General features: G+C 67.5%; 24 protein-coding genes. 9 read left to right on the top strand and 15 right to left on the bottom strand.

All coding sequences use genetic code 11. The features are described 5' to 3' along the window. Window positions 1-1,473 (bottom strand): MFS transporter, encoded by a 1,473-nt coding sequence (locus A9974_RS13070; protein WP_183004517.1) that lies wholly within the window; start codon window positions 1,471-1,473, stop codon window positions 1-3. Window positions 1,474-1,571: 98 nt separating this feature from the next. On the opposite strand from A9974_RS13070, the gene A9974_RS13075 reads away from it, so the two are divergent. Continuing rightward, on the top strand, window positions 1,572-2,189 hold the full coding sequence (locus A9974_RS13075) for a TetR/AcrR family transcriptional regulator (RefSeq protein ID WP_183004518.1): 618 nt from the start codon (window positions 1,572-1,574) through the stop codon (window positions 2,187-2,189). Between the two features lie 540 nt (window positions 2,190-2,729). Here A9974_RS13075 and A9974_RS13080 read toward each other — a convergent pair. After that, window positions 2,730-3,548: a lytic transglycosylase domain-containing protein gene (locus A9974_RS13080; RefSeq protein ID WP_183004519.1), complete on the bottom strand. Its 819-nt coding sequence runs from the start codon at window positions 3,546-3,548 to the stop codon at window positions 2,730-2,732. Window positions 3,549-3,629: 81 nt separating this feature from the next. Here A9974_RS13080 and ubiD point away from each other — a divergent pair, with 81 nt between their 5' ends. Next, window positions 3,630-5,174 carry a 4-hydroxy-3-polyprenylbenzoate decarboxylase gene (ubiD, locus tag A9974_RS13085; RefSeq protein ID WP_183004520.1) on the top strand — a complete coding sequence of 515 codons (1,545 nt, stop codon included), beginning with the start codon at window positions 3,630-3,632 and terminating at the stop codon, window positions 5,172-5,174. Between the two features lie 18 nt (window positions 5,175-5,192). Here the strand turns inward: ubiD and A9974_RS13090 are convergent, their stop codons facing one another. The 8 genes from A9974_RS13090 to A9974_RS13125 all read right to left on the bottom strand — a co-directional run bounded on the left by A9974_RS13090 (window position 5,193) and on the right by A9974_RS13125 (window position 11,781). Beyond that, a complete protein-coding gene (locus A9974_RS13090; protein WP_183004521.1) occupies window positions 5,193-6,290 on the bottom strand; it encodes a hypothetical protein in 1,098 nt (365 codons plus the stop codon). A 255-nt stretch (window positions 6,291-6,545) separates the two neighbouring features. After that, window positions 6,546-6,902 carry a hypothetical protein gene (locus A9974_RS13095; protein ID WP_183004522.1) on the bottom strand — a complete coding sequence of 119 codons (357 nt, stop codon included), beginning with the start codon at window positions 6,900-6,902 and terminating at the stop codon, window positions 6,546-6,548. Between the two features lie 3 nt (window positions 6,903-6,905). Beyond that, window positions 6,906-7,319, bottom strand: a complete 414-nt coding sequence (locus A9974_RS13100; protein ID WP_183004523.1) for a phage holin family protein — start codon at window positions 7,317-7,319, stop codon at window positions 6,906-6,908. A 69-nt stretch (window positions 7,320-7,388) separates the two neighbouring features. Continuing rightward, window positions 7,389-7,706: a YqjD family protein gene (locus A9974_RS13105; RefSeq protein ID WP_183004524.1), complete on the bottom strand. Its 318-nt coding sequence runs from the start codon at window positions 7,704-7,706 to the stop codon at window positions 7,389-7,391. Window positions 7,707-7,789: 83 nt separating this feature from the next. Further along, on the bottom strand, window positions 7,790-8,506 hold the full coding sequence (locus A9974_RS13110; protein WP_183004525.1) for a hypothetical protein: 717 nt from the start codon (window positions 8,504-8,506) through the stop codon (window positions 7,790-7,792). A gap of 152 nt (window positions 8,507-8,658) precedes the next feature. Further along, entirely contained in the window at window positions 8,659-9,537 is an 879-nt protein-coding gene (locus A9974_RS13115; protein ID WP_183004526.1) for an ABC transporter ATP-binding protein, read from the bottom strand. Between the two features lie 4 nt (window positions 9,538-9,541). Next, on the bottom strand, window positions 9,542-10,447 hold the full coding sequence (ntrB, locus tag A9974_RS13120; protein ID WP_233175141.1) for a nitrate ABC transporter permease: 906 nt from the start codon (window positions 10,445-10,447) through the stop codon (window positions 9,542-9,544). A gap of 29 nt (window positions 10,448-10,476) precedes the next feature. Continuing rightward, window positions 10,477-11,781, bottom strand: coding sequence for a CmpA/NrtA family ABC transporter substrate-binding protein (locus A9974_RS13125; RefSeq protein WP_183004527.1), 1,305 nt, complete (start codon window positions 11,779-11,781; stop codon window positions 10,477-10,479). 524 nt (window positions 11,782-12,305) lie between these two features. Between A9974_RS13125 and cysG the strand changes: the two genes are divergently transcribed. Beyond that, entirely contained in the window at window positions 12,306-13,721 is a 1,416-nt protein-coding gene (cysG, locus tag A9974_RS13130) for a siroheme synthase CysG (protein ID WP_183004601.1), read from the top strand. Window positions 13,722-13,799: 78 nt separating this feature from the next. On the opposite strand, the gene upp is transcribed toward cysG, so the two are convergent. The 5 genes from upp to A9974_RS13155 form a co-directional block, all read right to left on the bottom strand. Continuing rightward, window positions 13,800-14,438 (bottom strand): uracil phosphoribosyltransferase, encoded by a 639-nt coding sequence (upp, locus tag A9974_RS13135; protein ID WP_183004528.1) that lies wholly within the window; start codon window positions 14,436-14,438, stop codon window positions 13,800-13,802. A 137-nt stretch (window positions 14,439-14,575) separates the two neighbouring features. Continuing rightward, a complete protein-coding gene (gene dacB / locus A9974_RS13140; RefSeq protein WP_183004529.1) occupies window positions 14,576-16,024 on the bottom strand; it encodes a D-alanyl-D-alanine carboxypeptidase/D-alanyl-D-alanine-endopeptidase in 1,449 nt (482 codons plus the stop codon). Between the two features lie 156 nt (window positions 16,025-16,180). Beyond that, window positions 16,181-17,335, bottom strand: a complete 1,155-nt coding sequence (locus tag A9974_RS13145; protein ID WP_183004530.1) for an ABC transporter substrate-binding protein — start codon at window positions 17,333-17,335, stop codon at window positions 16,181-16,183. A 65-nt stretch (window positions 17,336-17,400) separates the two neighbouring features. Further along, window positions 17,401-17,904, bottom strand: coding sequence for a flavin reductase family protein (locus A9974_RS13150; protein ID WP_183004531.1), 504 nt, complete (start codon window positions 17,902-17,904; stop codon window positions 17,401-17,403). Between the two features lie 43 nt (window positions 17,905-17,947). Continuing rightward, on the bottom strand, window positions 17,948-18,961 hold the full coding sequence (locus A9974_RS13155) for an LLM class flavin-dependent oxidoreductase (RefSeq protein ID WP_183004532.1): 1,014 nt from the start codon (window positions 18,959-18,961) through the stop codon (window positions 17,948-17,950). Between the two features lie 79 nt (window positions 18,962-19,040). On the opposite strand from A9974_RS13155, the gene A9974_RS13160 reads away from it, so the two are divergent. The 6 genes from A9974_RS13160 to secF all read left to right on the top strand — a co-directional run bounded on the left by A9974_RS13160 (window position 19,041) and on the right by secF (window position 25,854). Next, entirely contained in the window at window positions 19,041-19,877 is an 837-nt protein-coding gene (locus A9974_RS13160) for an IclR family transcriptional regulator (RefSeq protein ID WP_183004533.1), read from the top strand. Window positions 19,878-20,047: 170 nt separating this feature from the next. Further along, window positions 20,048-21,103 (top strand): tRNA preQ1(34) S-adenosylmethionine ribosyltransferase-isomerase QueA, encoded by a 1,056-nt coding sequence (gene queA, locus A9974_RS13165; RefSeq protein ID WP_183004534.1) that lies wholly within the window; start codon window positions 20,048-20,050, stop codon window positions 21,101-21,103. Continuing rightward, window positions 21,100-22,236: a tRNA guanosine(34) transglycosylase Tgt gene (gene tgt / locus A9974_RS13170; RefSeq protein ID WP_183004535.1), complete on the top strand. Its 1,137-nt coding sequence runs from the start codon at window positions 21,100-21,102 to the stop codon at window positions 22,234-22,236. The genes queA and tgt overlap by 4 nt, the downstream gene beginning before the upstream one ends. A 296-nt stretch (window positions 22,237-22,532) precedes the next feature. Next, the gene (gene yajC / locus A9974_RS13175) at window positions 22,533-22,874 is read left to right on the top strand and encodes a preprotein translocase subunit YajC (RefSeq protein ID WP_183004536.1); all 342 of its coding nucleotides are present in this window, start codon (window positions 22,533-22,535) and stop codon (window positions 22,872-22,874) included. 112 nt (window positions 22,875-22,986) lie between these two features. Next, window positions 22,987-24,867: a protein translocase subunit SecD gene (gene secD / locus A9974_RS13180; protein ID WP_183004537.1), complete on the top strand. Its 1,881-nt coding sequence runs from the start codon at window positions 22,987-22,989 to the stop codon at window positions 24,865-24,867. A gap of 51 nt (window positions 24,868-24,918) precedes the next feature. Then, window positions 24,919-25,854, top strand: coding sequence for a protein translocase subunit SecF (gene secF / locus A9974_RS13185; protein WP_183004538.1), 936 nt, complete (start codon window positions 24,919-24,921; stop codon window positions 25,852-25,854). The last annotated feature ends 26 nt before the right edge of the window (window positions 25,855-25,880 follow it).

Below are 25,880 nucleotides of genomic sequence, written 5' to 3' on the forward strand. Positions count from 1 at the left end.
CTAGCCTGGCAACTGACGTGGCAGCCACCGCCACGCCGCGATCCCGACCAGCAGCGTCAGCAACCCGCCCACGCCCACGGCCCAATGCAGCCCCGACAGAAACGCCGCCTTGGCCAGCAGCACGGACTGCGCGCTGATGCCTGGATACTCCAGGGTTTCATTCAATGTGCCGGCCACACCCGGCCCGGATAGCCGGAAGACCAGCGCCGCCAACGCCCCCAGCAAAGTGATGCCCAGCGCATTGCCCAGTTCGTTGCTGGTTTCGGCGATCGATCCCGCGGCCCCCGCGCGTGCGGCAGGTACCGCCGATACCGCGATCTCGGCCACCAGGCTGAAGGACAGGCCGTAACCAACCCCTGCCAGCACGGTGGAAGCCACGAAGGCAAGGGCGCCCGCCTCGGTCGTCGTGAACAACAGCAGGAATACCCCGGCGCTGATCAGCAGATGGGTCGCCACCAACGCGGCCCGGCGGCCGAGGCGCTCGACGATGCGGCTCGTGCCCACGCAGGTAGCCGTCAGTACCGCCGCGCCGGGCAAGGTCAGCAAGGCCGCCGTGAACACCTCGTAGCCCAGCACCGATTGCAGGTAAATGCCTGACAGATAGCCCGCCGCAGACCAGACCACCAGCGACAGCAGCCCTGTCAGGATGGCGAGCGAAAAGACGCGGTCCTTGAACAACGCCAGGTCCAGCAACGGGTACGGCAGCCGCGTCTGCCTGCGCAGGAACAGCGCCAGCGCCAGAACGCCTGCGATGCCCGCCACAAACTGCCCCGCCGCGAAACCCGCCGCTGCCGCGCGCTTGATCGAGTAGGTGAACAGCAGGATGCCGGCAAAGGACAGCAACAGACTCGGCACGTCGATCTGCCCGTAACGCGCGGCGCGCACTTCACGCAGCAGGAACGGCGCGGCCAGCAGGAACGCCAGCACCACAGGCACGTTGATCAGGAACACAGCGCCCCACTCGAAGCGCTGCAGCAACAGCCCGCCGATCAATGGCCCGATCGCGAACCCCGCCGCGAACGTCGCCGCAAAAATACCGATGGCCTGGGCCCGCTGGCGCGGCTCCGGGTACAGGGCGCTGACGATGGCCAGCCCCGACGGCAGCAACGTCGCCCCGCCCACCCCCATCAGGCCCCGGCACGCGATCAACTGCGCGGGCGTCGCCGCGTACGCCGCGCCCAGCGACCCCAGGCCGAATACCAGGGCCCCGCCCATCATCAGCCTCAGCCGGCCGTAGCGGTCGCCGATATTGCCGAAAGCGATCAGCAGCGACCCGACGACATAGCCGTAGACGTCGAGCATCCAGAGCGCCTGATCCGCCGTTGGTGACAGCATCGCCGTCACCCGCGGCATGGCCAGGTACAGCACGGATCCGTCCATCGCCACCAGCAGCACCAGCGCGAGAACGGTCAATAGCCCCAGCCATGCCTTGCGGCCGGTGGAGTGCGAAGAAGAAAGCGTATCGGTATTCATGGTCGTAGGCTCGCTATCAGCCACCCGGTTGCCTGCCAGGCGGCGGCTTTATATACTAAAGGTACATACTAACCGTAACTTACCTTTGGTATATAGCGATGTCAAGCCCGTCGAAATCCCCTGCCGCCCAACCCGGCCCGCCGCGCCGCCGCCTGACCCGCGACGAGCGCCTGCGCCAATTGCTGGACGTGTCATGGCAACTGATCCGCGCCGAAGGCACCGACGCGCTGACCCTGGGGCGCCTGGCCGAAGAAGCCGGCGTCACCAAACCCGTCGTCTACGACCATTTCGGCACCCGCAACGGCCTGCTGGCCGTCCTGTACCAGGACTTCGACGTCCGCCAGACCGCCCTCATCGACGCCGCCATCGCCGCCAGCCAACCCACCCTGGCCGACAAGGCCAGCGTCATCGCGTCCAGCTACGTCAACTGCGTCCTGACCCAGGGCCGCGAAATCCCCGGCGTCCTCGCCGCCCTGGACGGCGCCCCCGAGCTGGCCGCCATCAAGCACCAGTACCAGCAAGCCTTCATCGAAAAGTGCCAACGCATCCTGGCCCCCTACGCCGGCTCGCAAGGGGTGTCGCCCGCCAGCCTGTGGGCCATGCTGGGCGCAGCCGACGCCCTATCCCAGGCCGCCATCAAGGGGGATATCAGTGAATCCGAGGCACAGGAAGAACTACGCGAAACCATCCTGGCGATGGTCAAGCGCAGCAAGTGACACCGCGATGATGCCGTCACCCGTCAGCGCATAGGTACAGGTACGCAAACGGACCCCCGCGAGCCAAAGAATCAAACAAGCGGGACAGCAGGAAAACGGGGAAAGCGGGAAGCGAGGAAACCAGGAAGCGGGAGAAGCAGGGGAAACAGGGGCCCCCTACTACGCGACGCGAGAAGCGCCCAGAGCGCCAACACAGTCACCAAAAAAACACCCCGCGGGCAATCGCGCAGCGCCCACCATCACGACGCAGCACAACGCCAAAGCCCCACAAGGCCGCCCGCGCGGCCGGCCTGGGGCGAGCGACGCAAACCTCTCACCCCGCCCCTCGGTCTAGCGGCGCCTCATGCCTCGAATTCGGTAGCTCGGCGCGGGTTGCGCCCATGCGGGGCGCGCCGTCGATGCGCCCGAGGGAATCTGAAGGGAAGGCCGTAGGCCTGGACGAAGATGACGAGGGGCAAGTCCGGAGCGAAGGCTCCGGACCGCAATCGTTGGCGCGCCCCGCATGGGCGCAACCCGCGCCGAGCGGCCTACGAAGTCAAATCAATCCCGAGCCAAAGCAATCCCGGAAGCCAACGCCAACCGCCGCCGCTCCGCCTGCACCTTGGCCCCATATCCATTGTCATCCGGCCCCGTGGACCCGACATAACAAGCCAACCCGCCATCCACCGATCCGCGCCGGTTGATGCAATCGCGCAGGATCGTCGCCCCGACGGCGATATTGGCGCCCGGGTCCAGCGGATTCTTGCCCACGGCATCGAACTTGTCCTGATGCACGCTGGTCATTACCTGCATCAGCCCTTGCGCCCCCACGTGGCTTTCAGCCAGCGGGTTATAGCGGGACTCGATCGCGATCACCGCCAGCAGCAGCAGCGGATCCAGCTTCTTTTCGCGGCCGACCTTGTAGACGGTATTGAGCAACGGACCGGTCGCGTCATACGCGACCTTGTATTTGCGCGAAATGTAATTGCGCAGCGCTTCCGCCTGCGGGCCGGTCGCCACCATGGCGGGCTTGGGGGGCGCGGCGGGCGCGGCGCGGGCAGGCCCCAGCATGCCGGTCGCATTGCTGGAAGGCGCGGTAGGTACGGCCATGGCAATCGCCGACGAGGTGTCGACGCCAAACTCGGACCCGGTGTCGGATTCGACATCGGTCTGCATGGATGAAGGCGCTAGGGCGGTCAACAAGGCTTTGTGCACTTGCAATGCCTGGTCGCGCAAACCGGGCAGGGCGAATCCCATGCTTACCGTCACAATCACCGCGATGCCCAGATAGACGGAGCAGATGCGCAGGGATTCGGCAAGATATTGGTGCACTCCTTGGGCCATGTTCCTGAACAGGCTGGCCACTGACGCATCGGGCATAAAACCTCCTGCGTTAAAAAGAGGGAGTCAATGTTAACCTCTCTTTCTCCCCAAAATGTAACCAAATCGCCGGGATCTGTAGTGAAATACCGCGACCTTAGAGACTTCCTCGCTCAACTCGAACGCATGGGCGAGCTCAAACGCATCGCCGCGCCCGTCTCCACGCACCTGGAAATGACCGAAATTTCCGACCGCGTGCTGCGCGCCGAGGGCCCCGCCCTGCTGTTCGAAAACGCCATGCACGACGGCAAGCCGGCCGAGATGCCGGTGCTGGCCAACCTGTTCGGCACGCCCTCGCGCGTGGCCCGCGGCATGGGCGCCGACAACGTCAGCGCCTTGCGCGATATCGGCGAACTGCTGGCGTCCCTGCGCGAACCCGAAGCCCCCAAGGGCTTGCGCGACGCCCTGGCCAAGGTCTCGATGCTGAAATCGGCTTTGTGGGACATGAGCCCCAAGAACGTCAAGAGCCCCGCCTGCCAGGAAATCGTCTGGGAAGGCAAGGACGTGGACCTGACGCGCCTGCCCATCCAGACCTGCTGGCCCGGCGACGTGGCGCCGCTGCTGACCTGGGGCCTGGTGATCACGCGCGGCCCGAATGCCAAGCGCCAGAACCTGGGCATCTACCGCCAGCAATTGCTAGGGCCCAACAAGCTGATCATGCGCTGGCTGTCGCACCGCGGCGGCGCGCTCGATTTCCGCGACCACGCGCTGGCACACCCGGGCACGCCCTTCCCCATCGCCGTGGCGCTGGGCGCCGACCCGGCCACCACCCTGGGCGCGGTCACCCCGGTACCGGACAGCCTGTCCGAATACCAGTTCGCCGGGCTGCTGCGCGGCTCGCGCACGGAAGTCGCGCAGGCGCTGGGCAGCAACCTGTCGGTGCCGGCCTGGGCCGAAATCGTGCTGGAAGGCCACCTGCTGCCCTCGTCCGACCCCAGGGCCATCGCCCCCACCGTGCCCGACGGCGTCAACCCGCCGCCCGACACCGGCTACGAAATGGCGCTGGAAGGCCCCTACGGCGACCACACCGGCTACTACAACGAACAAGACTGGTTCCCGGTGTTCACGGTCGAGCGCATCACCATGCGCCGCAACCCGATCTACCACTCGACCTACACCGGCAAGCCGCCCGACGAGCCTGCCGTGCTGGGCGTGGCGCTCAATGAAGTCTTCGTGCCGCTGCTGCGCCGCCAGTTGCCCGAGATCGTGGACTTCTACCTGCCGCCCGAAGGCTGCAGCTACCGCCTGGCCGTGGTGTCGATCCGCAAGCAGTATGCCGGACACGCCAAGCGCGTGATGTTCGGCCTGTGGAGCATCCTGCGCCAGTTCATGTACACCAAGTTCATCGTGGTGGTGGACGAAGACATCAACCCGCGCGACTGGAAAGAAGTGGTGTGGGCCATGACCACCCGCATGGATCCGGTGCGCGACACGCTGCTGGTCGAGAACACGCCCATCGACTACCTGGATTTCGCTTCGCCCGTGTCCGGCCTGGGCGGCAAGATGGGCCTGGATGCCACCAACAAGTGGCCCGGCGAAACCCAGCGCGAATGGGGCACCCCCATCGCCATGGATGCCGACGTCAAGAAGCGCGTGGACGACATCTGGGGCCAACTGGGCCTGTAGGCGCCGAGCTGGCGGGCCTCAGCCCGGCAACAAGGTGTCCATGCGGCGCGGCCGTTTCGCCTTGGGCCGGTCACTGCCCGGCGTGGCCGCCGGCGCCGCCGGCTGATACGGAATCACATCGTCGCGCCGCAATGCGGCGCAGCCGGCGCCGCGCGCCTGCCCCGGCAACGGGCTGGCGCGCTGACACACCAGCAGCACGCCGCCCAGCGCAAAACGCTGATAGGCGCGCACCGCCTGCCCGCCCCGCACCGGCATCAGCGCCAGGCCTGCCGCGCTGACCGCCGCGGCCGCTTCCGGCTTGACCATCAGGTAGTGCTGCGGCGCCGTGCGATACACGCCCATCGGCTTGAGGACCCATTGCACCAGGCTGCCATAGTTGCCCGCCAGCAGCGCCACCACCACGAACACCACCACGGTCCACGCCGTCATCTTGCCGCTCTTGCCGGCATTGGCCGGCGCGGACAACAGCGCCAGCACCGGCAGGAAACTCAACCCGAACGTCAGGCCCAGCACGATCAACAAGGCAAATCCTGACCCCATCTCGCCCGCCAACGGCTCCAGCAGCGCCACCAGGATCAGGAACGGCGCGAGGCTCATCACCATCATCGCTCCCGCCAGACCCAGCGTCGCGCCAAGCACCCGCCAGAAACCCGTGGCGTCATCGCGCCACTCCCGCGTCAAGCGCTTGCGCGTCCACACCGCGGCCAGCGCCAACACCGCCAGGGCAAGTGCACTGCCCGCCGCCATGCAGGCCGCCACGCCAGCCCCGGGGACCCAGCGCTCGGCGGTATCGGCCAGGTAGCGCACCCCCGCCAATGCCGCCAGCCAGCACCCCGTGGTCAACCACGCTAGCCGGGTCGAGATAGTGAAGCGCGCCCCGCGGGCCGCGCGAGCCACCATATCCGCGCGCATGCCGCTGAAAAACGTCAGCGCCGGCGAGACGATCAGCAACGTGGTCACCAGGCAGCCGAGCAGCCCGGCGGCCAGCAGCACACCCAACCCGCTCCAGGACACCACCGCCTCCAGGAACAGGCTTTCCCAGCCGGCGTCGTACAGATGCAGCCAGACGCCACCGGCCGGCAGCACCAGCCACAGCGGCAACAGTTTCCACATCACGTCCAACGCCTCACGGCACAGCCCCAGGCGGCTGGCCAGGGTCCTCCCGCTGCCGCCGCCGTCCGCGACGCAGGCCGGCGGGGGCGGCCGGCGCCAGGGACGAACGGGGGGCTGTATACGAGGAGCGCGGGACATGTCCTGACCTATTTGAGAATTGGACGCATTTTATTTCAAATTCGGGGACGGAAAGATCCCATCGTCCAAAAAGAAACCCCGCCGGTCAGGGCGGGGTTCGAGGGTGCGGACGCAACGGGTTCAGCGGTTGTCGTCGTCCTGGCGTGAGTCCTGCCAGAGCTTGAACAATTGCCAGCCCACCAGCGCGCCGCCGGCCAGCTTGAGCAGCTTGGACTTCTTGCCGCCGCGCATGAACAGGGCGGACACCGACGAGCTGATCAGCGGATACCGCCGCGCCAGGCCGATGGCCTGCATGGCCCAGCGCGATGCGCCGCCCGAAGACAGGCCCGGCAGCATGCTCTTGAACAGGGCCGCCGGCTCGAGCTTGCGCCCGGCCGACACGATGCCCTGGGCAAGGGATTCGCGTTCGATCGCGGCGCGTGCGCGCAGCAGTTCGATGCGCACGGCGCGGTCGACGTCGGGAGATCTTTTCGTCATGGTTCAGCCCTCCTCGCGTCGTCGCGCCCGGTCATCGTCGTCTTGCGCATCGCGCACGCGTTCGAGCAGTTCCGCATCGCGGCCCAGTTCTTCCAGCGTGGCCGCGAACGGCGTCGGACCATAGAGCAGCCCGTGGCGCACCACCAGCAGCAGCACGACGCCGACCACCAGGTAGAACGCCGCCAGCAGGCCCAGCGCCAGATAGCGGTCTTCGGTGGGCCAGAATGCCACCGCCACGGTGATCGTGAACACCAGCACCGCCAGCGTCAGGAACAGCAAGGCGGCAAAGGCCATGCCCAACAGTTTGAGCAGGCGCGTTTTTTCGCCGGCCGCTTCAAGCGCCAGCAGTTCCAGGCGCGTGCGCATCAGCCCGACCAGGCTGGACGCCACGCCAAAGACAGATTTTCGTAGACCCATGGCAGAAAGGACGCCGGGCGGGAAACGCGGGCAAAACGCCTGCGCCGCCCGCCCGGACGCCCTGCCTTATCAGCGGCGGCTGATCAGCAAGCCGAGCAGCAGGCCGGTCACGCCTGCGATGCCGATGGCTTGCCAGGGATTGTCGTGCACGTAGTCGTCGGTGGCGCGGGCGGCTTTGCGGCCGCGTTCGAGCACCGCATCCTGCGCTTCGTAAAGGGCTTCGCGGGTGCGCTTGAGCGAGGTCATGGCGCGTTCACGCAGTTCGGTGGCTTTTTCGCCCGTGCTGCCGGCGGCTTCGCGCAGCAGGCTTTCAGCGTCGTTCAGGCTGGTCTTGACACTGTCGATGAGTTTTTCTTTTGCGACTTCTTCGGATTTTCTCGTGGCCATGTTTTGAGCTCCTGTTGTGTGTCTATGACGAAACCATCATACCAGCCACCCCGCGACGGGCCTGGCCGGCTTGCTACCGTGTGCTACTTGATTTGCGTAATCTCAACGGCGGACTTCACGCCGCCCTGGTCGATGTCCTGCTTCATGACCAGATTCACCGCCGGGCAATACCAATCGGTGACCGTGGTGTTCATGCCCGGGATAGGAATGGTCAGGCCTTGGAAGGTGGCCATGGTGGGATCGGAATTGCGCGTGTAGGAGACGGGGTGGCAAGTCTGCTGGCCCAGCGCCGTGTTGATGGCGGTGGCGCGGCCGACGGTTTTTTCACCGATGCGCACCGTGGTGCTGGGCTGGCCGCCCACCGGGGCTTCCTTGCCGATTTTCAGGCGGAAGGACGAACCCGGCAGCTTCTGGCCAGGGTTCAGCTTGCCGTCGTAGGCAAACAGGCCCAGCATGCGCAGATCGAACTGGCCTTCGGAAGGCTTGGGCGCTTCGCCGGCCGTGGCGTACTTCAGGAAGGTGGCCTGGCCGCCCTTGACGGTCATCAGGTAATCGAGGTTGGACTTGCCCGGCGGCAGGCCCGCGTAGCTGAAGCGGGCCACGCCTTGCACGCGCGCGCGGCAGTTGTCGCCATTGCTTTTTGTAACCTCGGTGAAGGCCAGGTCGGCGCCCAGCGCGATGTTGCCGGAGCCGGTCAGTTGCACCGCGCCGCCGTCATGCATGAACTTCGCGTCGCACACGCCCGCCTGCGCCGCGCCGGCCGCGCCCAGCGCGCCAGCCACAAAAACCAGGGATGCCATTTTTCGCAACGCCACAAGCCACTCCAGTAATCCAGAAAACGCCGCGCGCGCTGCGCGCACGGCTGGCTTGATACTACACCGGTTGCCAAAACCGGCGCATGACCGAACGTGTCAGCGGCATGACGCCGACCGGCCCTGCGCCCGCGTCCGGGTCAGGCGACGGTGCGGGACTCGCGGGCCTCGGCCTGCGCGCCAGGCTCCGCGTCCGGTAGCGGGACGCTGGCCAGGACGGGAGCCGGCGCGCGCTCCGGATTGCCATGGCGCCGGTGCAGAAAGTCGACCACGCCGGCGCGGCACGACAGGTACACCGGATCGTTGGCCAGCCGCACCCGGTCGCGCGGACGCGGCAACGGCACGGGCAGGATCTCGCCGATGGTCGCGGCCGGGCCGTTGGTCAGCATCACGATGCGGTCCGACAGCAGCACGGCTTCGTCGACGTCGTGCGTGACCATGATGGTGGTGGTGCGCGTCTTGGCCACGATCTTGAGCAACTCGTCCTGCAGGTGCGCGCGGGTCAGCGCGTCCAGCGCGCCGAAGGGCTCGTCCATCAGCAGCACGCCCGGCTCGATCGCCAGGGCGCGGGCAATGCCCACGCGCTGCTTCATGCCCCCCGAAATTTCGCGCGGCAGCTTGTTCTGCGCGGGCAGCAGTCCCACCAGGTCCAGCGCCGCGCGGGTGCGGTCGGCCAGCTGGGCGCGTTTCTCGGTGGCGCCGAAGACCCGTTCCACCGCCAGGTGCACGTTCTGGAAGCAGGTCAGCCAGGGCAGCAGCGAATGGTTCTGGAACACCACCGCGCGGTCCGGACCAGGCCCGGTGATCTCGCGCTCGGCGCACAGCAGCACGCCGCTGGTGGGCCGCGTCAGGCCCGCGATCAGGTTCAGTAAAGTGGATTTGCCGCAGCCCGAGTGGCCGATCAGGGTGATGAATTCACCCTGATCCACGGTCAGGTCGATATCGCGCAAGGCGACGAACGCGCCCTTGCGGGTGCTGAAGGTCTGGCCCACGCGCTCGATGCGTACGAATTTCTTCATGGCGCTATTCCTCGGTGTAGGTGAAGCGGCGGGCCAGCGCGACCAGCAGCGTTTCCAGGATCAGGCCGACGATGCCGATCACGAAAATGGCGATGACAATGTGTTCGACCTTCAGGTTGTTCCATTCGTCCCACAGCCAGAAGCCGATGCCGGTGCCGCCTGTCAGCATCTCGGCCGCGACGATCACCAGCCACGCGGTGCCGATCGATAACCGCACGCCGGTCAGCATGTAGGGCAGCACGGCGGGCAGCAGCACCTTGGTGGTGACCTTCCATTCCGACAGGTTCAGGACGCGCGCCACGTTCAGGTAGTCCTGTGGCACCCGCGACACGCCAACGGCGGTGTTGATGATCATCGGCCAGATCGAACAGATGAAGATGGCCCAGATGGCGGCGGGATTGGCGGCCTTGAACAACAGCAGGCCCAGGGGCAGCCACGCCAGCGGCGACACCGGCCGCAGCAGGCTCACGATGGGCGAGAACATGGCGCGCACCGGCGCGTAGCGGCCGATGGCAAAACCCACGGGGATGCCCACCAGCGCGGCCAGGCCGAAGCCGATGCCGACCCGCTGCAGCGAGGCCAGCAGATTCCAGCCGATGCCCTTGTCGTTGGGGCCGTTGTCGTAGAACGGATCGGAGAACAGCGTGACCGCCGCCTGCCAGGTGACGCCCGGCGTGGGGATTTCGGGGATGCGCATGGCCACCACCTGCCACACCAGCACGAACAGCGCGAAGCCGGCCACCGGGCCGACCACGGCGCGCAGCGCGGCTTCCAGGCGCTCGCGGCCGGCGTCGGCCCACTGTGCGGCGCGGCTCGGGGCGCCGGTCGCCACCGCCGCCTGCCCCGCTGCGGCCTCGGTTGACACGCCCTCGGCCAAGGCGCCTCTTTCCACACTCGTCACACTAGACATCGTCCCTGCTCCTTCTCGCGAACCCGCGCTCAGACCTTGACCTTGAAGCCATCGGCGTAGGCCGAGGGGTTGCTGCCGTCCCAGACCACGCCGTCGATCAGCTTGGCACTGCGCATCTCGCTGGCGGGCAGCGCGATGCCGGCGGCCTGCGCGGCCTGCTTGTAGATGTCGATGCGATTGACCTGGCGCGCCGTGGCCAGATAGTCGGGATGGTCCTTGAGCAGGCCCCAGCGCTTGTGCTGCGTCAGGAACCACATGCCGTCGCTCAGGTAAGGAAAGTTGGCGGCGCCGTCGCCCGAGAAGCGCATCGCATGTTCGTCGTTCCATTGCTTGCCCAGGCCATCTTCATATTGGCCCAGCATGCGGCCAACGATGGCACTGGCGTCCGTGTTGACGTAGGACTTGGCGGCGATGGTCTCGGCGGTCTTCTGGCGATTGGCGGGCGAGGCGTCGATCCACTTGCTCGCCTCCAGGATCGCGGCCGTCACGGCGCGCGCGGTGTTGGGGTTGCGCGCCACGAAATCGGCGCTGGTGCCCAGCACCTTTTCCGGGTGGTCGGTCCAGATGGCCTGGGTGGTGACGGCGGTAAAGCCGATCTTGTCCAGGATGGCGCGCGCCCCCCAAGGCTCGCCCACGCAATAGCCGTCCATATTGCCCACGCGCATGTTGGCCACCATTTGAGGCGGCGGCACAGTGATGACCTTGGCGTCCTTCATCGGGTCGATGCCATACGCGGCCAGCCAGTAATACAGCCACATGGCGTGCGTGCCGGTGGGAAAGGTCTGGGCGAAGGTGTATTCGCGCTTGTCCGACGCCATCAGCTTGGCCAGCGATTCGCCGTCGCGGGCGCCGGTCTGCAGCAGCTTGTTCGACAGCGTGATGGCCTGGCCGTTCTGGTTCAGGTTCATCAGCACCGCCATGTCCTTCTTGGCCCCGCCCACGCCCATGTGCACGCCGTAGACCAGGCCGTACAGGACATGGGCCATGTCGAGTTCGCCGTTCAACAGCTTGTCGCGCACCGCCGCCCAGGATGCCTCTTTGGAAGGCGTGATGGTCACGCCATACTTCTTGTCGATGCCCAGCACCGAGGCCATGACGACCGAGGCGCAGTCGGTCAGGGGAATGAAGCCGATCTTCACCTCGGGCTTCTCGGGCGCATCGCTGCCCGCGGCCCAGGCCCCGGCGCGCACCAGCGGATCGACCAGCGACAGGAGGCTGGCGCCGGCGACCGCGCGCGCGGTGCCCGCCAGCCATCTGCGGCGGCCGGCGTCGGCGGTGGAGTCCGGGCCGGCCTCGGACAGGCGGGGTTTCACAGGCGTCTTCACTGACTTCATACGGGGCTCCTGGCAAAAAAAAACGTCCCGCGCGCCTCGCGGGAACAACCCGTCGGCGCTGCGGAACGTCGTTGTTCCCTGCCGCAAATCGCGGCGCTTGGCGTGGGCGCGCCGTTCGCGGCTGCCCCATTACCCATTAAGCAAGCGCTGTGCCAGGCCTGCCGCCAGGCTGGCCGGCCCCTTGCCGCCCCGCGCCAATGCTGGCTTTGCGGGCGATGGCAAGGATCAACTGCAGGCAAGCGGCGATGCCCGGCGCCGGCGCGGACGATCCAAGTTGGTGCGCGAATCCATGCGGCGGCGCACCATCAATGTGCGGTTTTGTCGCCGCGGCCCCACGCCGCCCATTCCCCCTCACGGCCGCGCCCCTGGGCATGGAATTTGCATGACTCCTGCCAGGCAGACGCGCTGGACGCGTCCGCCAAATAAGTTATGGCTATATGGATTCAAGAAATCAGAAGTTGTGGGGATGAAACCCCGTCCCTATGATCGATTGACCTTCTGCCGGGTGCGCCCGAGGCTGCGTGATGAAGCTTTTCCCGATTTTTGCCGATCTGAAAGACCGGCCCGTGCTGGTCGTGGGCGGTGGCGCCGTAGCCGAGCGCAAGACGCTGGCCCTGCTGCAAGCCCACGCCGACGTGGCGGTGGGCGCGCCCGACCTGACGCCGGCCTTGGCCGCGCTGCGGGACCAGGGCCGCATCCGCCACCTGGCGGGCGCCTTCGACGCCGCCTGGCTGGACGGCGTCTGGCTGGCAGTGGCCGCCACCGACGACCGCGGCGTCAACGCCGCCGTATCGGATGCCGCGCAGGCCCGCCGTATCTTCAGCAATGTGGTGGACGACCCCGAGCTGTCCTCGTTCCAGGTGCCGTCCATCGTCGACCGCTCGCCGGTCATCGTTGCCATCTCCTCCTCGGGCGTGGCGCCGGTGCTGGCGCGCCGCCTGCGCGAACGCATCGAATCCCTGTTCGACCATACCCTGGGCCAACTGGCCGGGCTGGCCGAACGCTACCGCAAGCGCATCCGCGCCGGCCACCCCGACCTGGGCGCGCGCCGCCGCTTCTACGACTGGCTGCTGGATGGCCCCGTGGCCGGCTTGCTGCGTCAGCAACAGCCCGAGGCGGCCGAGGCCGCCTTGAGCGCGGCCCTGGCCCAGCCGCTGGCGCCGGCCGAAGGCAGCGTGGTGCTGGTGGGCGCCGGCCCCGGCGACCCCGGCCTGTTGACGCTGAAGGCGCTGCGCGCGCTGAACGAAGCCGACGTGATTCTCTACGACCGCCTGGTCAGCGACGGCATCATGTCGCTGGCGCGCCGCGATGCCGAGCGCGTGCCGGTGGGCAAGCTGCCCGGCGAAGACCACCATGCCACCCAGGCGCGCATCCACGCGCTGCTGGTCGAACATGCCCGCGCCGGCCGCCGCGTGGTGCGCCTGAAAGGCGGGGACGCCTTCATTTTCGGCCGCGGCGGCGAAGAACTGGAACATCTGCGCGCCCACGGCGTGCGCTATGAGGTCGTGCCCGGCATCACCGCCGCGCTGGCGTGTGCCGCCTACGCGGGCATCCCGCTGACGCACCGAGAGCATGCCCAATCGGTGCGCCTGGTGACCGCGCACTGCCGCGAAGACGAAGACAACCTGGACTGGCCTGCGCTGGCCCGCGAACGCCAGACGCTGGCGTTCTACATGGGTGTCGGGCAGCTGGAGCAATTGACGCAGCGCCTGATCCGCCACGGCCGCGCGCCGACGACGCCGTTCGCGCTGATCGAAAACGGCAGCCGGCCCGAGCAGCGGGTGCTGTCGGGCACATTGCAGGACCTGCCTCGATTGGCGCGGGCGCACGCCATCCGCTCGCCCGCCCTCTTGATCGTGGGCGAGGTCGCCGGACTGGCGCGGCAATTGCATTGGTTCGGCGAACATCTGGAAGGTGCGCCGCAGCGCTTGGCAGCCTAGGCCGGTTCACACCAGAAGGCGCCTCGCGCAGGCCCTAGGGCCTGTTGCCGCCCCGCGGCCGGCCAGCCGGGAAGGGACTTATTCCGTCTTTTGGGTCGTCCCGAAGATGCGGTCTCCCGCGTCGCCCAGGCCCGGCATGATGTAGCCATGCTCGTTCAGGCCGTCGTCGATGGACGCGGTGTAGATGTGCACGTCCGGGTGCTTGGTCAATACGGCGTCGATGCCGACCGGCGCGGCCACCAGCACCAGCGCGCGGATTTCCTTGCAGCCGGCGCGCTTGAGCAGGTCGATCGCGGCGACCATCGAGCCGCCGGTGGCCAGCATCGGGTCGACGATCAGGGCCAGGCGCTGGTCCAGTTCGCCCACCAGGCGTTCCAGGTAGGTGTGCGCTTCCAGGGTTTCTTCGTTGCGGGCCACGCCCACCACGCTGACCTTGGCGCCGGGGATCAGGCTGAGTACGCCGTCCAGCATGCCGATGCCGGCGCGCAGGATCGGCACCACGGTGACTTTCTTGCCGGCGATCTTCTCGACCTGAACCGACCCGCACCAGCCTTCGACGGTAGCGGGGGCCAGCGGCAGGTCCTTGGACGCTTCGTAAGTGAGCAGCGCGCCCACTTCCTGCGACAGTTCACGGAAGCTCTTGGTGCTGAGGTCGGCGCGACGCATGATCCCGAGCTTGTGGCGGATCAGCGGATGGCGGATTTCGTGCACGGGCATGTGCGTAAATCTCCAGAATTATTGATAGACAGGGTGTTTCGCCTCAGGCGCCGCCGCAACGCGGCCCGCGCCTGAGAATCGTAATCGGTTTAGGGGAAAAGCGGATGATGGGCGCGCTGCCGCGCCCATCATCCGCTCTATTGTTCGGCCAGCCAGGCGATCAGGGCGTCGTCGAACGCCCGCACCGCGCCTGCCTGCTCGTGGTTGACGATGCTGACCACGACATAGCGCTTGCCGCTGGCGCCCAGCACATAGCCAGCGATCGACCGCACATCGCGCAGCGACCCGGTTTTCAGGTGGGCCATGCCGGCGGTGCCGTCGCCCTTCAGACGGCGGCGCACCGTGCCGTCGACGCCGGCGATCGCGAAGGATGAAATGTACTCCGGCATGACCGGTGAATTCCACGCCACGGTCAGCATCGAGGCCAGGCTGTCGGCCGACACCCGCGCCTCGCGCGACAGGCCGGCGCCGTTGTCGATGACCAATTCCGGCATGTCCAGGCCCTGCTTGGCCAAGAGGCCCTTGGCCACGGTCTCGCTGCTGGCCACGGTGGCGGGCCGGCGCCCGCGTTCGGCGCCCAGGGTCAACAGCAGCGTGCGCGCCATGACATTGTTGCTGCGCTTGTTGATCTGGCGGATCACTTCGGCCAGCGTCGGCGAATCGTGCGAGGCCAGCACCACGGCGTCGCCCGGCACCACGCCCGTGCGGACCTGGCCCTTGAACGTGCCGCCCAGCTCTTTCCAGAGCATGCGGAAGACTTCGGTGGCGTAGTCGTTCTGCGACAGCGCCAGACGATACAGGCTGAACTCGCCGCAGGACCCGGCCACCTTGCCGCTGACGCGCAAGGTCACGCCCTGCTGGGTAATGACGGGATCGGTCTGGACCACCGGCGCGCCCGGGCAGCGGATGTCGCTCCAGTCCACGCGGCCTTCGATCTTCAGGCCAGGCAGCGGCGGATCGATCAACGGCACCCACTTGTTGGCGGCCGGATCGGGGGAAAACAGGATGCGCACGGCGCCAAAGCCCACCATCAGGGCATCGGGGCTGGCGTTGTAGGCGCGGTCGGGCGCGCCGTCGAAGGCGCCGGGGTCGGTCGCGACCTGGCCGAAGATGCTGCGGTCGATCACCAGGTCATTGATCTGCTTGACCCCGCGCAGGCGCAATTCGCGCAGCAGCGCCCACAAGTCCTGCAGCAGGAACTGCGGGTCGCCCCCTGCCCGCAGGTAGAGCGGGCCGGGCAGCACGCCGCGGGCATCCGGGCGGGCGCCCGGTTCGGTCATGAAATCGGTGCGCCAGACGTAGTTGGGCCCCAGCTCGGACAGCGCCGCCCAGGTGGTGACCAGTTTCATCACCGATGCCGGGTTGCGGGCTTGCTTGGCGTTCAGCGTCGCCAGGCGCGGCCCGCCGACCTCCTGCACCACCAGAGACAGGGCGCTGTCAGGCAGTTTGGTTGCCTTCCAGGCGTTCACCACGCTGGGCGGCAGGCCCGGAACCTGCGCGCAGGCGGCGCCGGCAGCCAGGGCCAGCAACCCGCCGGCCAGCCAACGCGCCGGCCCGCTCCACCGCTTTTTCCCTGATCCTGTCATGCCCTGTCCACCTGGTTGCCTGTCCTGCAAAACCGAGAGCATACAAAACCTGGGGCGGTTACGGGCGGCGGCCCGGCGCCGTCGCCCTCGAAAGGGCGTGCCCAAGCCCCACGCGCGCATCTGCGTGGGGCCCCGGGCGTCTGCTATCGCAGGCGGCTACTGCTGCAATTTCCACTTGCCGCCGGCCACGGTCGCCATGACCAGCGCGCGCTCGTCCAGGCCGTTGTGGTCGGTGGCGCTCATGTTGACCACGCCCGTGGCGGTGGGCAGGTTTTTCACGTTTTCCAACGCGTCGCGCAGCGCCGCCCGGAACTCGGGCGTACCGGGCTTGGCCGCCTTCAGCGCCACGGGCACGGCCTGTTGCAGCAGCAGGCCTACATCCCAGGTGTAGGCGGCGAATAGGGACACGCTGCCCGGGCCATTGGCGGCCTCGTACTTCTTGGCAAAGGCCTGCGCCGTGGCCTTGACCGGGTTGGTGTCGGGCAACAGGTCCGCCACCATCACCGGCCCGACCGGCACCCAGGCGCCGTCGCAGGCCGGGCCGCATACCCGCAGGAAATCATTGTTGGCCACGCCGTGGTTGAAATAGATCTTGCCCTGGTAGCCGCGCTCGCGCAGCGCCCGGGCCGGCATCGCCGCCGGCGTGCCCGACGCGCCTACCACCACCGCGTCCGGCGCGGCGCCCACCAACTTGAGCGTCTGCGCCACGGCCGAGGTATCGGTCGGCGCGAAGCTTTCCTTGCCCACGACCTCGATGCCGTGCTGCTTGGCCGCCTTTTCCACTTCCACCCAGAAGGTTTCGCCCAGAGCGTTGTTAAAGCCGATGAAGGCCAGCTTCTTGACGCCGTTGGCCGCCGCATGGCGGGCGATGCCCTCGGCCATCAGGGAATCGGAATGCGGCGTCTTGAACACCCAGCGGCGCTTGTCGTCCACCGGGTCGATCAGGCGCGCCGACGAGGCCAGCGTGATGACCGGCGTGGCGCCGGTGGCCACGGTGTCCAGCATGGCCATGGTGTTGGGCGTGGTGGACGACCCGACGATCAGATCGACCTTGTTCTCGGAAATCAGCTTGTGGGAATTGCTGACCGCCCGGGTGGTGTCGGACGCGTCGTCCAGCACCACGTATTCCACTTTCACGCCGCCGATCTCCGTGGGCAGCAGGCTGATGGTGTTGCGCTCGGGCATGCCCAGCGAGGCCTGGGGGCCGGTAGTGGACAGGGTGGCGCCGATCTTCACTTGGGCCAGCGCGGGCGCGGCGGCCGCGACCAGCAGAGCCGCCAACGCGGCCTTCAAGGTGCAACGGGGGGTCATGGGCAGTCTCCTTTGGGGCGCGGATATCGTTATGCGTCATGCCGATCCGCTACGGCGTGTAAGGGTTATACGACGGGAACGCCTCCGTGCGGCAGAAAAGCCCCGTTGTGGAAAACCAGGGCGCCGCCGTCATCATCAGGCGAGTGCAGGCGCAGCACCTCGCCGATCAGCACGGCGTGGTCGCCCACTTCCAGCACCTGGCGGGTCGCGCACTCGAACCGGGCCGCGCAATCGTCGAACACGGGAATGCCGTCCTGCCCGGCATACCAGGCCAGCCCGGCGTAGCGATCGGCCACCGGCTGCGAGAACACCCGGGCCAACTCGCGCTGCGGCGCCCCCAGCACATGGACGGCGAAGCCGCCTCGCGAGGTGAAATCGGCGTAGTGCATGCTGGCGCGGCGCAGGCTCCAAAGCACCAGCGGCGGCTCCAGCGAGACCGAGGCGAAGGAATTCACGGTCAGGCCGATCGGACCATGGGCGCCCGCGGCGGTCACCACGGTGACGCCGGTGGCGTAACGCCCCAGGGCCCGCCGCAGACGGGCGGGGCTGAGATCAAGAGTGGCGCTCATGGCGGCTCCGGCGGTGGACATCTGGCGGGCGGGCGCCCCGCGCTCAGGCTGGCAGGCGGTCCTGCGCCCGTACGCCCGACAGCGGCAGGGCCTCGGTCATCAGGCGCTGCATCGAATCGAGCACCTGGTCCTGCGGCATCAGGCCGAAATTGTGCAGGCTCATCACGTGGTCCAGGCCCATGTCGGCCAGCCGCGCCAGCTTGTCGGCCACGGTGCGGGGCGAACCGAACAGCGACAGGCCGCTGGCGATGATGTCGTCGTAGACCTGCTTGCGCGCGTACAGCCGGGTGTCCACGTACAGGTCGAAGGCGCGGGCGGCGCGCTCGCGGGCCTGCTCGTCGGTGGCGGCCACATGGGTGTGCAGCGCCACCGCGGCCATGCCTGTCGCGTCCTCGATGCCCGCCTCGGCCAGGCCGCGGCGGTAGTCCTGCATCATCAGGCCGATCTCTTCGAAGTTATCCACCGCGGCGTAGGGCACGAACAGCATGCGGCGCCCTTGCCGGCCCACGTGATAGGCCGCCTCGCGGCGCAGGATCGCCACGTATACGGGCACCGGCTGCTGTACCGGCTGCACATTGATCCGGACCTCGCGGATCATATTGAACTTGCCTTCGTGGCTGACCCGTTCGCCGGACAGCAGGCGCTCGACCAGCATCAGGTTTTCGTCAAAGCGCTCGCGCTTGACCGCGGGATCGACGCCGTAGCCCTCGAACTCGTGCTTCAGGTAGCCCGACCCCACGCCCAGCGACAGCCTGCCTTGCGAAAGCTGGTCCACCAAGGCATAGTTTTCCGCCACCGTCAGGGGGTTGTGGAAGGTCAGGATCGAAATCGCGGTGCCCAGCCGCAGCCGCGTCGTCTGCTGCGACAGCGCTGCCAGGAACACCGCCGGATTGGGCACCGCGCCGTATTCATGAAAGTGGTGTTCGGCCACCCAGAAGGTGTCGTAGCCCAGGCGTTCGGCTTGGCGCGCCTGCTCCAGCACCTGGCTGTAAAGCTGGCCCAGGCTGCGGGGCTGGTCGGGGTAATGGTCCTGCACCGAGAAGATGGACAGCTTCATGTTTTGTCTCCGTATTTGTCCGCGGCGGCGCGCTGATGTATTTTTTAGTGATACACGTATTCTAATAAGAGACGAACCAATGTCAACAGACAGCAGCACCGGCATCCAGTCGGCCGAAATCGCCCTGGACGTTCTGACCCGGCTGGCCGAACTGGGCGGCGCCGTGTCGGTGTCCGAACTGGGCCGCAGCCTGGACATGCCCCGGGCCAAGGCGCACCGCTACCTGGTGTCGCTGGAGCGGCGCGGCTATGTCGAGCAGGATCCCGCCAGCGCCCGCTACCGGCTCGGCCCCCAGGCCCTGCACACCGGGCTGGCAGCGCTGGCCGAGGTGGATTTCGTGAAACTGGCGGCCGGCTGCCTGGAAGACCTGAGCGCCGCCATCGGCCAGACCGTCTTCATTTCCGTCTGGGGCCAGCATGGCCCCACCATCGTGCAATGGCGCGACGCCCGGCTGCCCGTCACGGTAAACGTGCGGGTCGGCTCGGTGCTGCCGCTGCTCAACAGCGCCACCGGCCGCGTCTTCGCGGCCTGGCTGCCCGAGGCGTCGGTGCTGCCGCGCGCGCTGGCGGAATGGGATGCGGCGCAGCGCCAGGGCGCCGACGCGGCGAGCCTGCTGGGCGATCCCGCCAGCCCGCCCCTGACGGCCGCCGACACCGTCGACCCCGCCGGGGCCCTGCGGCGACGCTGGCTCGCCACCCGCGAACGCGGCTATGCCAGCGTCAGCGGCCACCTGCTGCACGGCATCGACTCGGCGGCGCTACCGGTGCTGGACGCCCAGGGCCAACTGGCCGGGGCCATCACCGGCCTGGGCCTGCACGGCGGCTTTGACCTGTCGCCGGACGGGGCGCCGCTGCGCGCGCTGGCCGCGGCGGCGGCCGACTGCTCGCGCCGGCTGGGCTGGCGCGGCGGGCGCTGAATCGGCCTTGCCCCGGCCCGGCCAGCCGCCCTTTTTCCCGGCCCCTTTACAATACCGAGTTGCCCCTGAGCCGGCCCCCGGGCCTGGCTCGTTTTTTCGCCGCCCCATTGCCGGCGGCCCGGCGCCCCGCGGCGACCCTCGCCACGCCAGCCCCCTGATACCGATATCCCGTGCAAGCCCTTACCGTTTCCGACTTCGACTACGAGCTGCCCGCCGAGCTCATTGCGCAGACGCCTGCCGCCCAGCGCACGGGCAGCCGCCTGCTGCACCTGGACGGCGCCAGCCAGCTGCATGACCGGCGCTTTGCCGACCTGGAAGGCCTGCTGCGCCCCGGCGACCTGCTGGTCTTCAACGACACCCGCGTGATCAAGGCGCGCCTGGCCGGCCACAAGGCCACCGGCGGCAAGATCGAAGTGCTGGTCGAACGCATTACCGACACCGACCGCGCGCTGGCCCACGTGCGGGCCAGCAAATCGCCCGGCCCTGGCATGGTGCTGCGGCTGGCCGACGCCTTCGACGCCACCGTGCTGGGTCGCGAAGGCGAGCTGTTCGACATCCGCTTCCCCGGCCCGGTGCTGGACCTGCTGGACGCGCACGGCGCCACGCCCCTGCCGCCCTATATCACGCACGAAGCCGACGCGGGCGACGACGACCGCTACCAGACCGTCTACGCCCGCGAGCCCGGCGCCGTGGCCGCCCCCACCGCCGGCCTGCACTTCGACCAGCCTACCCTGGACCGCCTGACGGCCCTGGGCGTGGACCGCGCCTTCGTCACCCTGCACGTGGGCGCCGGCACCTTCCAGCCCGTGCGCGTGGACAACCTGGCCGACCACATCATGCACGCCGAATGGTTCACCGTGCCGCAAGCGGCGGTGGACGCCATCGCCGCCGCCCGCGCCAAGGGCGGCCGTGTCATCGCGGTGGGCACGACCAGCGTGCGGGCCCTGGAATCGGCCGCCGCGCAAACCGAAGGCCGCACGGCCCCCGGCCTGCCGCTGGCCGCCGCCCAGGGCGATACCCGCCTGTTCATCACGCCCGGCTACCCATACCGCGTCATCGACGCCCTGGTCACCAACTTCCATCTTCCCCAGTCGACCTTGCTGATGCTGGTGTCGGCGCTGGCCGGCGTCGAGCCAATCCGCCGCGCCTACGCCCACGCCGTGGCCCAGCGCTACCGCTTCTTCAGCTATGGCGACGCCATGTTCATCGAATCCCCCGCCCCATGACCGGACTGAATTTCGAACTGCTCGCCACCGACGGCGGCGCCCGCCGCGGCCGCATCACGCTGAACCACGGCGTGGTGGAAACGCCCATCTTCATGCCCGTGGGCACCTATGGCAGCGTCAAGGCCATGATGCCGCACGAACTCAAGGAAATCGGCTCGCAGATCGTGCTGGGCAATACCTTCCACCTGTGGCTGCGCCCCGGCACCGAGATCATGGAAAAGCATGGCGGCCTGCACGGCTTCATGCAGTGGGACAAGCCCATCCTGACGGATTCGGGCGGCTTCCAGGTGTTCAGCCTGCAAGGCATGCGCAAGATCACCGAGGAAGGCGTCAAGTTCGCCTCGCCCATCGACGGCGCGCGCCTGTTCCTGACGCCCGAAGAATCCATGCGCATCCAGCGTTCGCTGAATTCGGACATCGTCATGGTGTTCGACGAGTGCACGCCCTATGAAATCGACGGCCGGCCCGCCACGTCGGAGGAAGCCGCCCGCTCGATGCGCATGTCGTTGCGCTGGGCGCGCCGCTCGCGCGAGGAATTCGACCGCCTGGAAAACCCGAACGCGCTGTTCGGCATCGTCCAGGGCGGCATGTACGAAGCCCTGCGCGACGAGTCCCTGGCCGGCCTGCAGGACATCGGCTTTCATGGCTACGCCATCGGCGGCCTGTCGGTGGGCGAGCCCAAGGAAGACATGATGCGCATCCTGGCGCACGTCACCCCCAAGCTGCCGACGCAGGCGCCGCGCTACCTGATGGGCGTGGGCACGCCGGAAGACCTGGTCGAGGGCGTGAGCCGCGGCGTCGACATGTTCGACTGCGTCATGCCGACCCGCAACGCGCGCAACGGCTGGCTGTTCACCCGCTTTGGCGACGTCAAGATCCGCAACGCCAAGTACCGCGACGACACCCGCCCGCTGGATCCCAGCTGCGCCTGCCATACCTGCGCGCACTTCTCGCGCGCCTACCTGCACCACCTGCAACGCGCCAACGAAATCACCGGCGCGCGCCTGAACACCCTGCACAACCTGCACTTCTACCTGACCATCATGCAGGAAATGCGGGAAGCCATCGCCGAAGGCCGCTTCGACGCCTGGCGCGCCCAATTCGCCGCCGATCGGGCGCGCGGGGTGGAATAGAATCCCAGACGGCGCCACGCCCGAGTAAAAGGCGGGCGCGCGCAGTGCCAGGACCCGCGCTAGAATCGCCGCCCCGCCGCCGGGCCGCCCCAAGGCGGGGCAGCCCCCTCGGGGGGCAGCTAGCGCACGAAGTGCGCGCGGCGTGGGGGTCCAAGTACCCGCGGCGTGGGGGCCTTAAACCTCGCTACAATAGTCGGCTTGCCCTATCCATGGCTCGCGCGGGGATGGGCGCAGAACAAGATCGACGACAGCTCGATACAAACAAACCCAAACAGACTAATACGCAGGAGAATTACATGTCCGCTATCGATACCGCCAGCCTCGTCGTGGCCCAGGCTGCCCCCGAAGGCAACGCGCTGATGGGCATGCTGCCCATCATCCTGATGTTCGTGATCCTCTACTTCCTGATGATCCGTCCCCAGATGAAGCGCCAGAAGGAACACCGCAATCTGATCGCCGCCCTGGCCAAGGGCGACGAGGTCGTCACCGCCGGCGGCATGCTCGGCAAGGTCACCAAGGTGAACGACAGCTACGTCACCGTCGAAGTCTCCGAACTGGCCGACAAGCCGGTCGAAGTCATCATGCAGAAGTCGTCGGTCTCGACCGTTCTGCCCAAGGGAACCATCAAGGCCCTGTAAGCGTCCCATAGGAGCGCCGCCGGGCCCCAGGGCACGGGCGGCGCCGCTGCGCCGCCCGCCGCGCCCGTCGCCCGGGCGGTCCTTTCATCACTCTTACATGAAGTAGCCGGCAATGAACCGCTATCCCCTCTGGAAGTACATTACGGTCCTGATTGCGGTCTTTATTGGCCTGCTCTATACGCTTCCCAATTTCTACGGCGAGTCCCCCGCCGTCCAGGTTTCCAGCGCCAAGGCCACCATCAAGGTGGATACGGCCATGCTGAACCGGGTCGAGCAGGTGCTGGCCGACGCCAAGATCCCCAACGAAGGGGTCTACTACGAACAGAACGGCACGCTCGGCACCGTGCGCGCCCGCTTTACGTCGACCGACCTGCAACTGCAGGCCCGCGACCTGATCGACAAATCCCTCAATACCGTCCAGGGCGATCCCCACTACACCGTGGCGCTGAACCTGCTGCCCGCGTCGCCCACCTGGATGCGCGCCATGGGCTGGTTCGCTCCCAAGCCCATGTACCTGGGCCTGGACCTGCGCGGCGGCGTGCACTTCCTGCTGCAAGTGGACATGCAGGGCGCCCTGACCGCCCGCTACGACTCCCTGTCCGCCGACGTGCGCTCGGTGCTGCGCGACCAGAAGGTCAACGTGGCCGGCGTCGAACGCTCGGGCATGGGCGTAGCCGCCACCTTCGCCAACGCGCAAGACCGCGACCGCGCCATCTCGACCCTGCGCACGCGCCTGCCCGACCTGGAATTCACCGAAAGCGAAGAAAACGGCAAGCTCCTGCTGATGGGCGCGCTGAACCCAGCCGCGGTCACCCGCGTGCAGGACTCGGCCCTGAAGCAGAACATCAACACGCTGCACAACCGTATCAACGAGCTGGGCGTGGCCGAACCGGTCATCCAGCAACAGGGTTCGGACCGCATCGTGGTGCAACTGCCCGGCGTGCAGGACGTGGCCAAGGCCAAGGAACTGCTGGGCCGCACCGCCACGCTTGAAATCCGCATGGTCGACGACTCCCCCGCGGCGCAAGCCGCGCTGCTGGGCGGCTCGGTGCCGTTCGGCCTGGAGCGCTACTCCGACCGCGACGGCCGCCCGATCCTGGTGCGCCGCCAGGTGGTCCTGACCGGTGAAAACCTGCAGGACGCCCAACCCGGCCGCGATTCGCAGACCCAGCAGGCCGCCGTTCACCTGACGCTGGACTCCAAGGGCGCCCGCATCTTCCGCGACGTCACCCGCGACAACATCGGCAAGCGCATGGCCATCCTGCTGTTCGAAAACGGCAAGGGCGAGGTCGTGACGGCCCCCGTCATCCGCAGCGAAATCGCCGGCGGCCAGGTGCAGATCTCGGGCAGCATGAGCTCCGAAGAAGCCGCCGATACCGCCCTGCTGCTGCGCGCCGGCGCGCTGGCCGCGCCGATGTCGATCATCGAAGAACGCACCATCGGCCCGAGCCTGGGCGCCGACAACATCTCGAAGGGCTTCCATTCGACGCTGTACGGCTTCCTGGCCATCGCGGTCTTCATCATCCTCTACTACCACCTGTTCGGCGTGTTCTCCACCATCGGCCTGACCCTGAACGTGCTGCTGCTGCTGGCGCTGCTGTCGATGCTGCAGGCCACGCTGACGCTGCCGGGCATCGCGGCTATCGCGCTGACACTGGGGATGGCGATTGACTCGAACGTGCTGATCAACGAGCGGATACGGGAAGAACTGCGCGCCGGGGCGTCGCCGCAGCAGGCGATCCACCACGGTTTCGAACGCGCGTGGGGCACCATTCTCGACTCCAACCTCACCACGCTGATTGTCGGCCTGGCCCTGCTGGCATTCGGTTCCGGTCCCATCCGCGGCTTCGCGGTGGTGCATTGCCTGGGCATCCTGACCTCGATGTTCTCGTCCGTCGTGGGCGTGCGCGCGCTGGCCAACCTCTGGTACGGCCGCAAGAAGAAGCTCACGTCGATTTCCATCGGCGAAGTCTGGAAGCCGAAGACCAACTGAACATGAGTGCGGGCGGCCAGGCCGCCCGCCGCTGACAAGCCAGGGCAAAAAATGGAATTTTTCCGGATCCACCGCACCATCCCGTTCATGCGCCACGCGCTGGTGCTGAACATCATCAGCCTCGTCACGTTCGTGGCGGCGGTCTTTTTCATCCTCACGCGCGGCTTCCACCTGTCGATCGAGTTCACCGGCGGCACGGTCATGGAAGTCAACTACGCCCAGACGGCGCAGCTGGAAAGCGTGCGCGGCGTGGTCTCCAAGCTGGGCTACACCGACTTCCAGGTGCAGAACTTCGGCACCTCGCACGACGTCATGATCCGCCTGCCCCTGCAGGAAGGCCAGACGTCCGCCACCCAGAGCGAAACCGTCATGGCCGCTCTGAAGACCGCGGACCAGAGCGTGGAATTGCGCCGCGTCGAGTTCGTGGGCCCGCAGGTGGGCCAGGAGCTGCTGCACAACGGCCTGATGGCGCTGCTGGTCGTGGTCATCGGCATCATGGTCTACCTGGGCTTCCGCTTTGAATGGAAGTTCGCCGTGGCCGGCGTGATCGCCAACCTGCACGACGTGGTGATCATCCTGGGCTTCTTCGCCTTCTTCCAGTGGGAATTCTCGCTGTCGGTGCTGGCGGGCGTGCTGGCGGTGCTGGGCTACTCCGTGAACGAATCCGTGGTCATCATGGACCGGATCCGCGAGAACTTCCGCAAGTACCGCAAGGCGGACGTGCACGAGGTCATCAACAGCGCCATCACGCAGACGATCTCGCGCACCATCATCACCCACGGCTCGACCCAGATGATGGTGCTGGCCATGCTGTTCTTCGGCGGCCCCACCCTGCACTACTTCGCCATGGCCCTGACCATCGGCATCTGGTTCGGCATCTACTCGTCGGTGTTCGTCGCCGCCGCGCTGGCCATGTGGATGGGCGTCAAGCGCGAAGACCTGATCAAGCCGGTCAAGAAAGACGGCGAGGAAGGCGAAGCCGCCTGATCTTTCCGCCCATAAAAAAACCCGTC

This window comes from Achromobacter sp. UMC71, assembly GCF_014170305.1.
Lineage (GTDB): Bacteria > Pseudomonadota > Gammaproteobacteria > Burkholderiales > Burkholderiaceae_B > Achromobacter.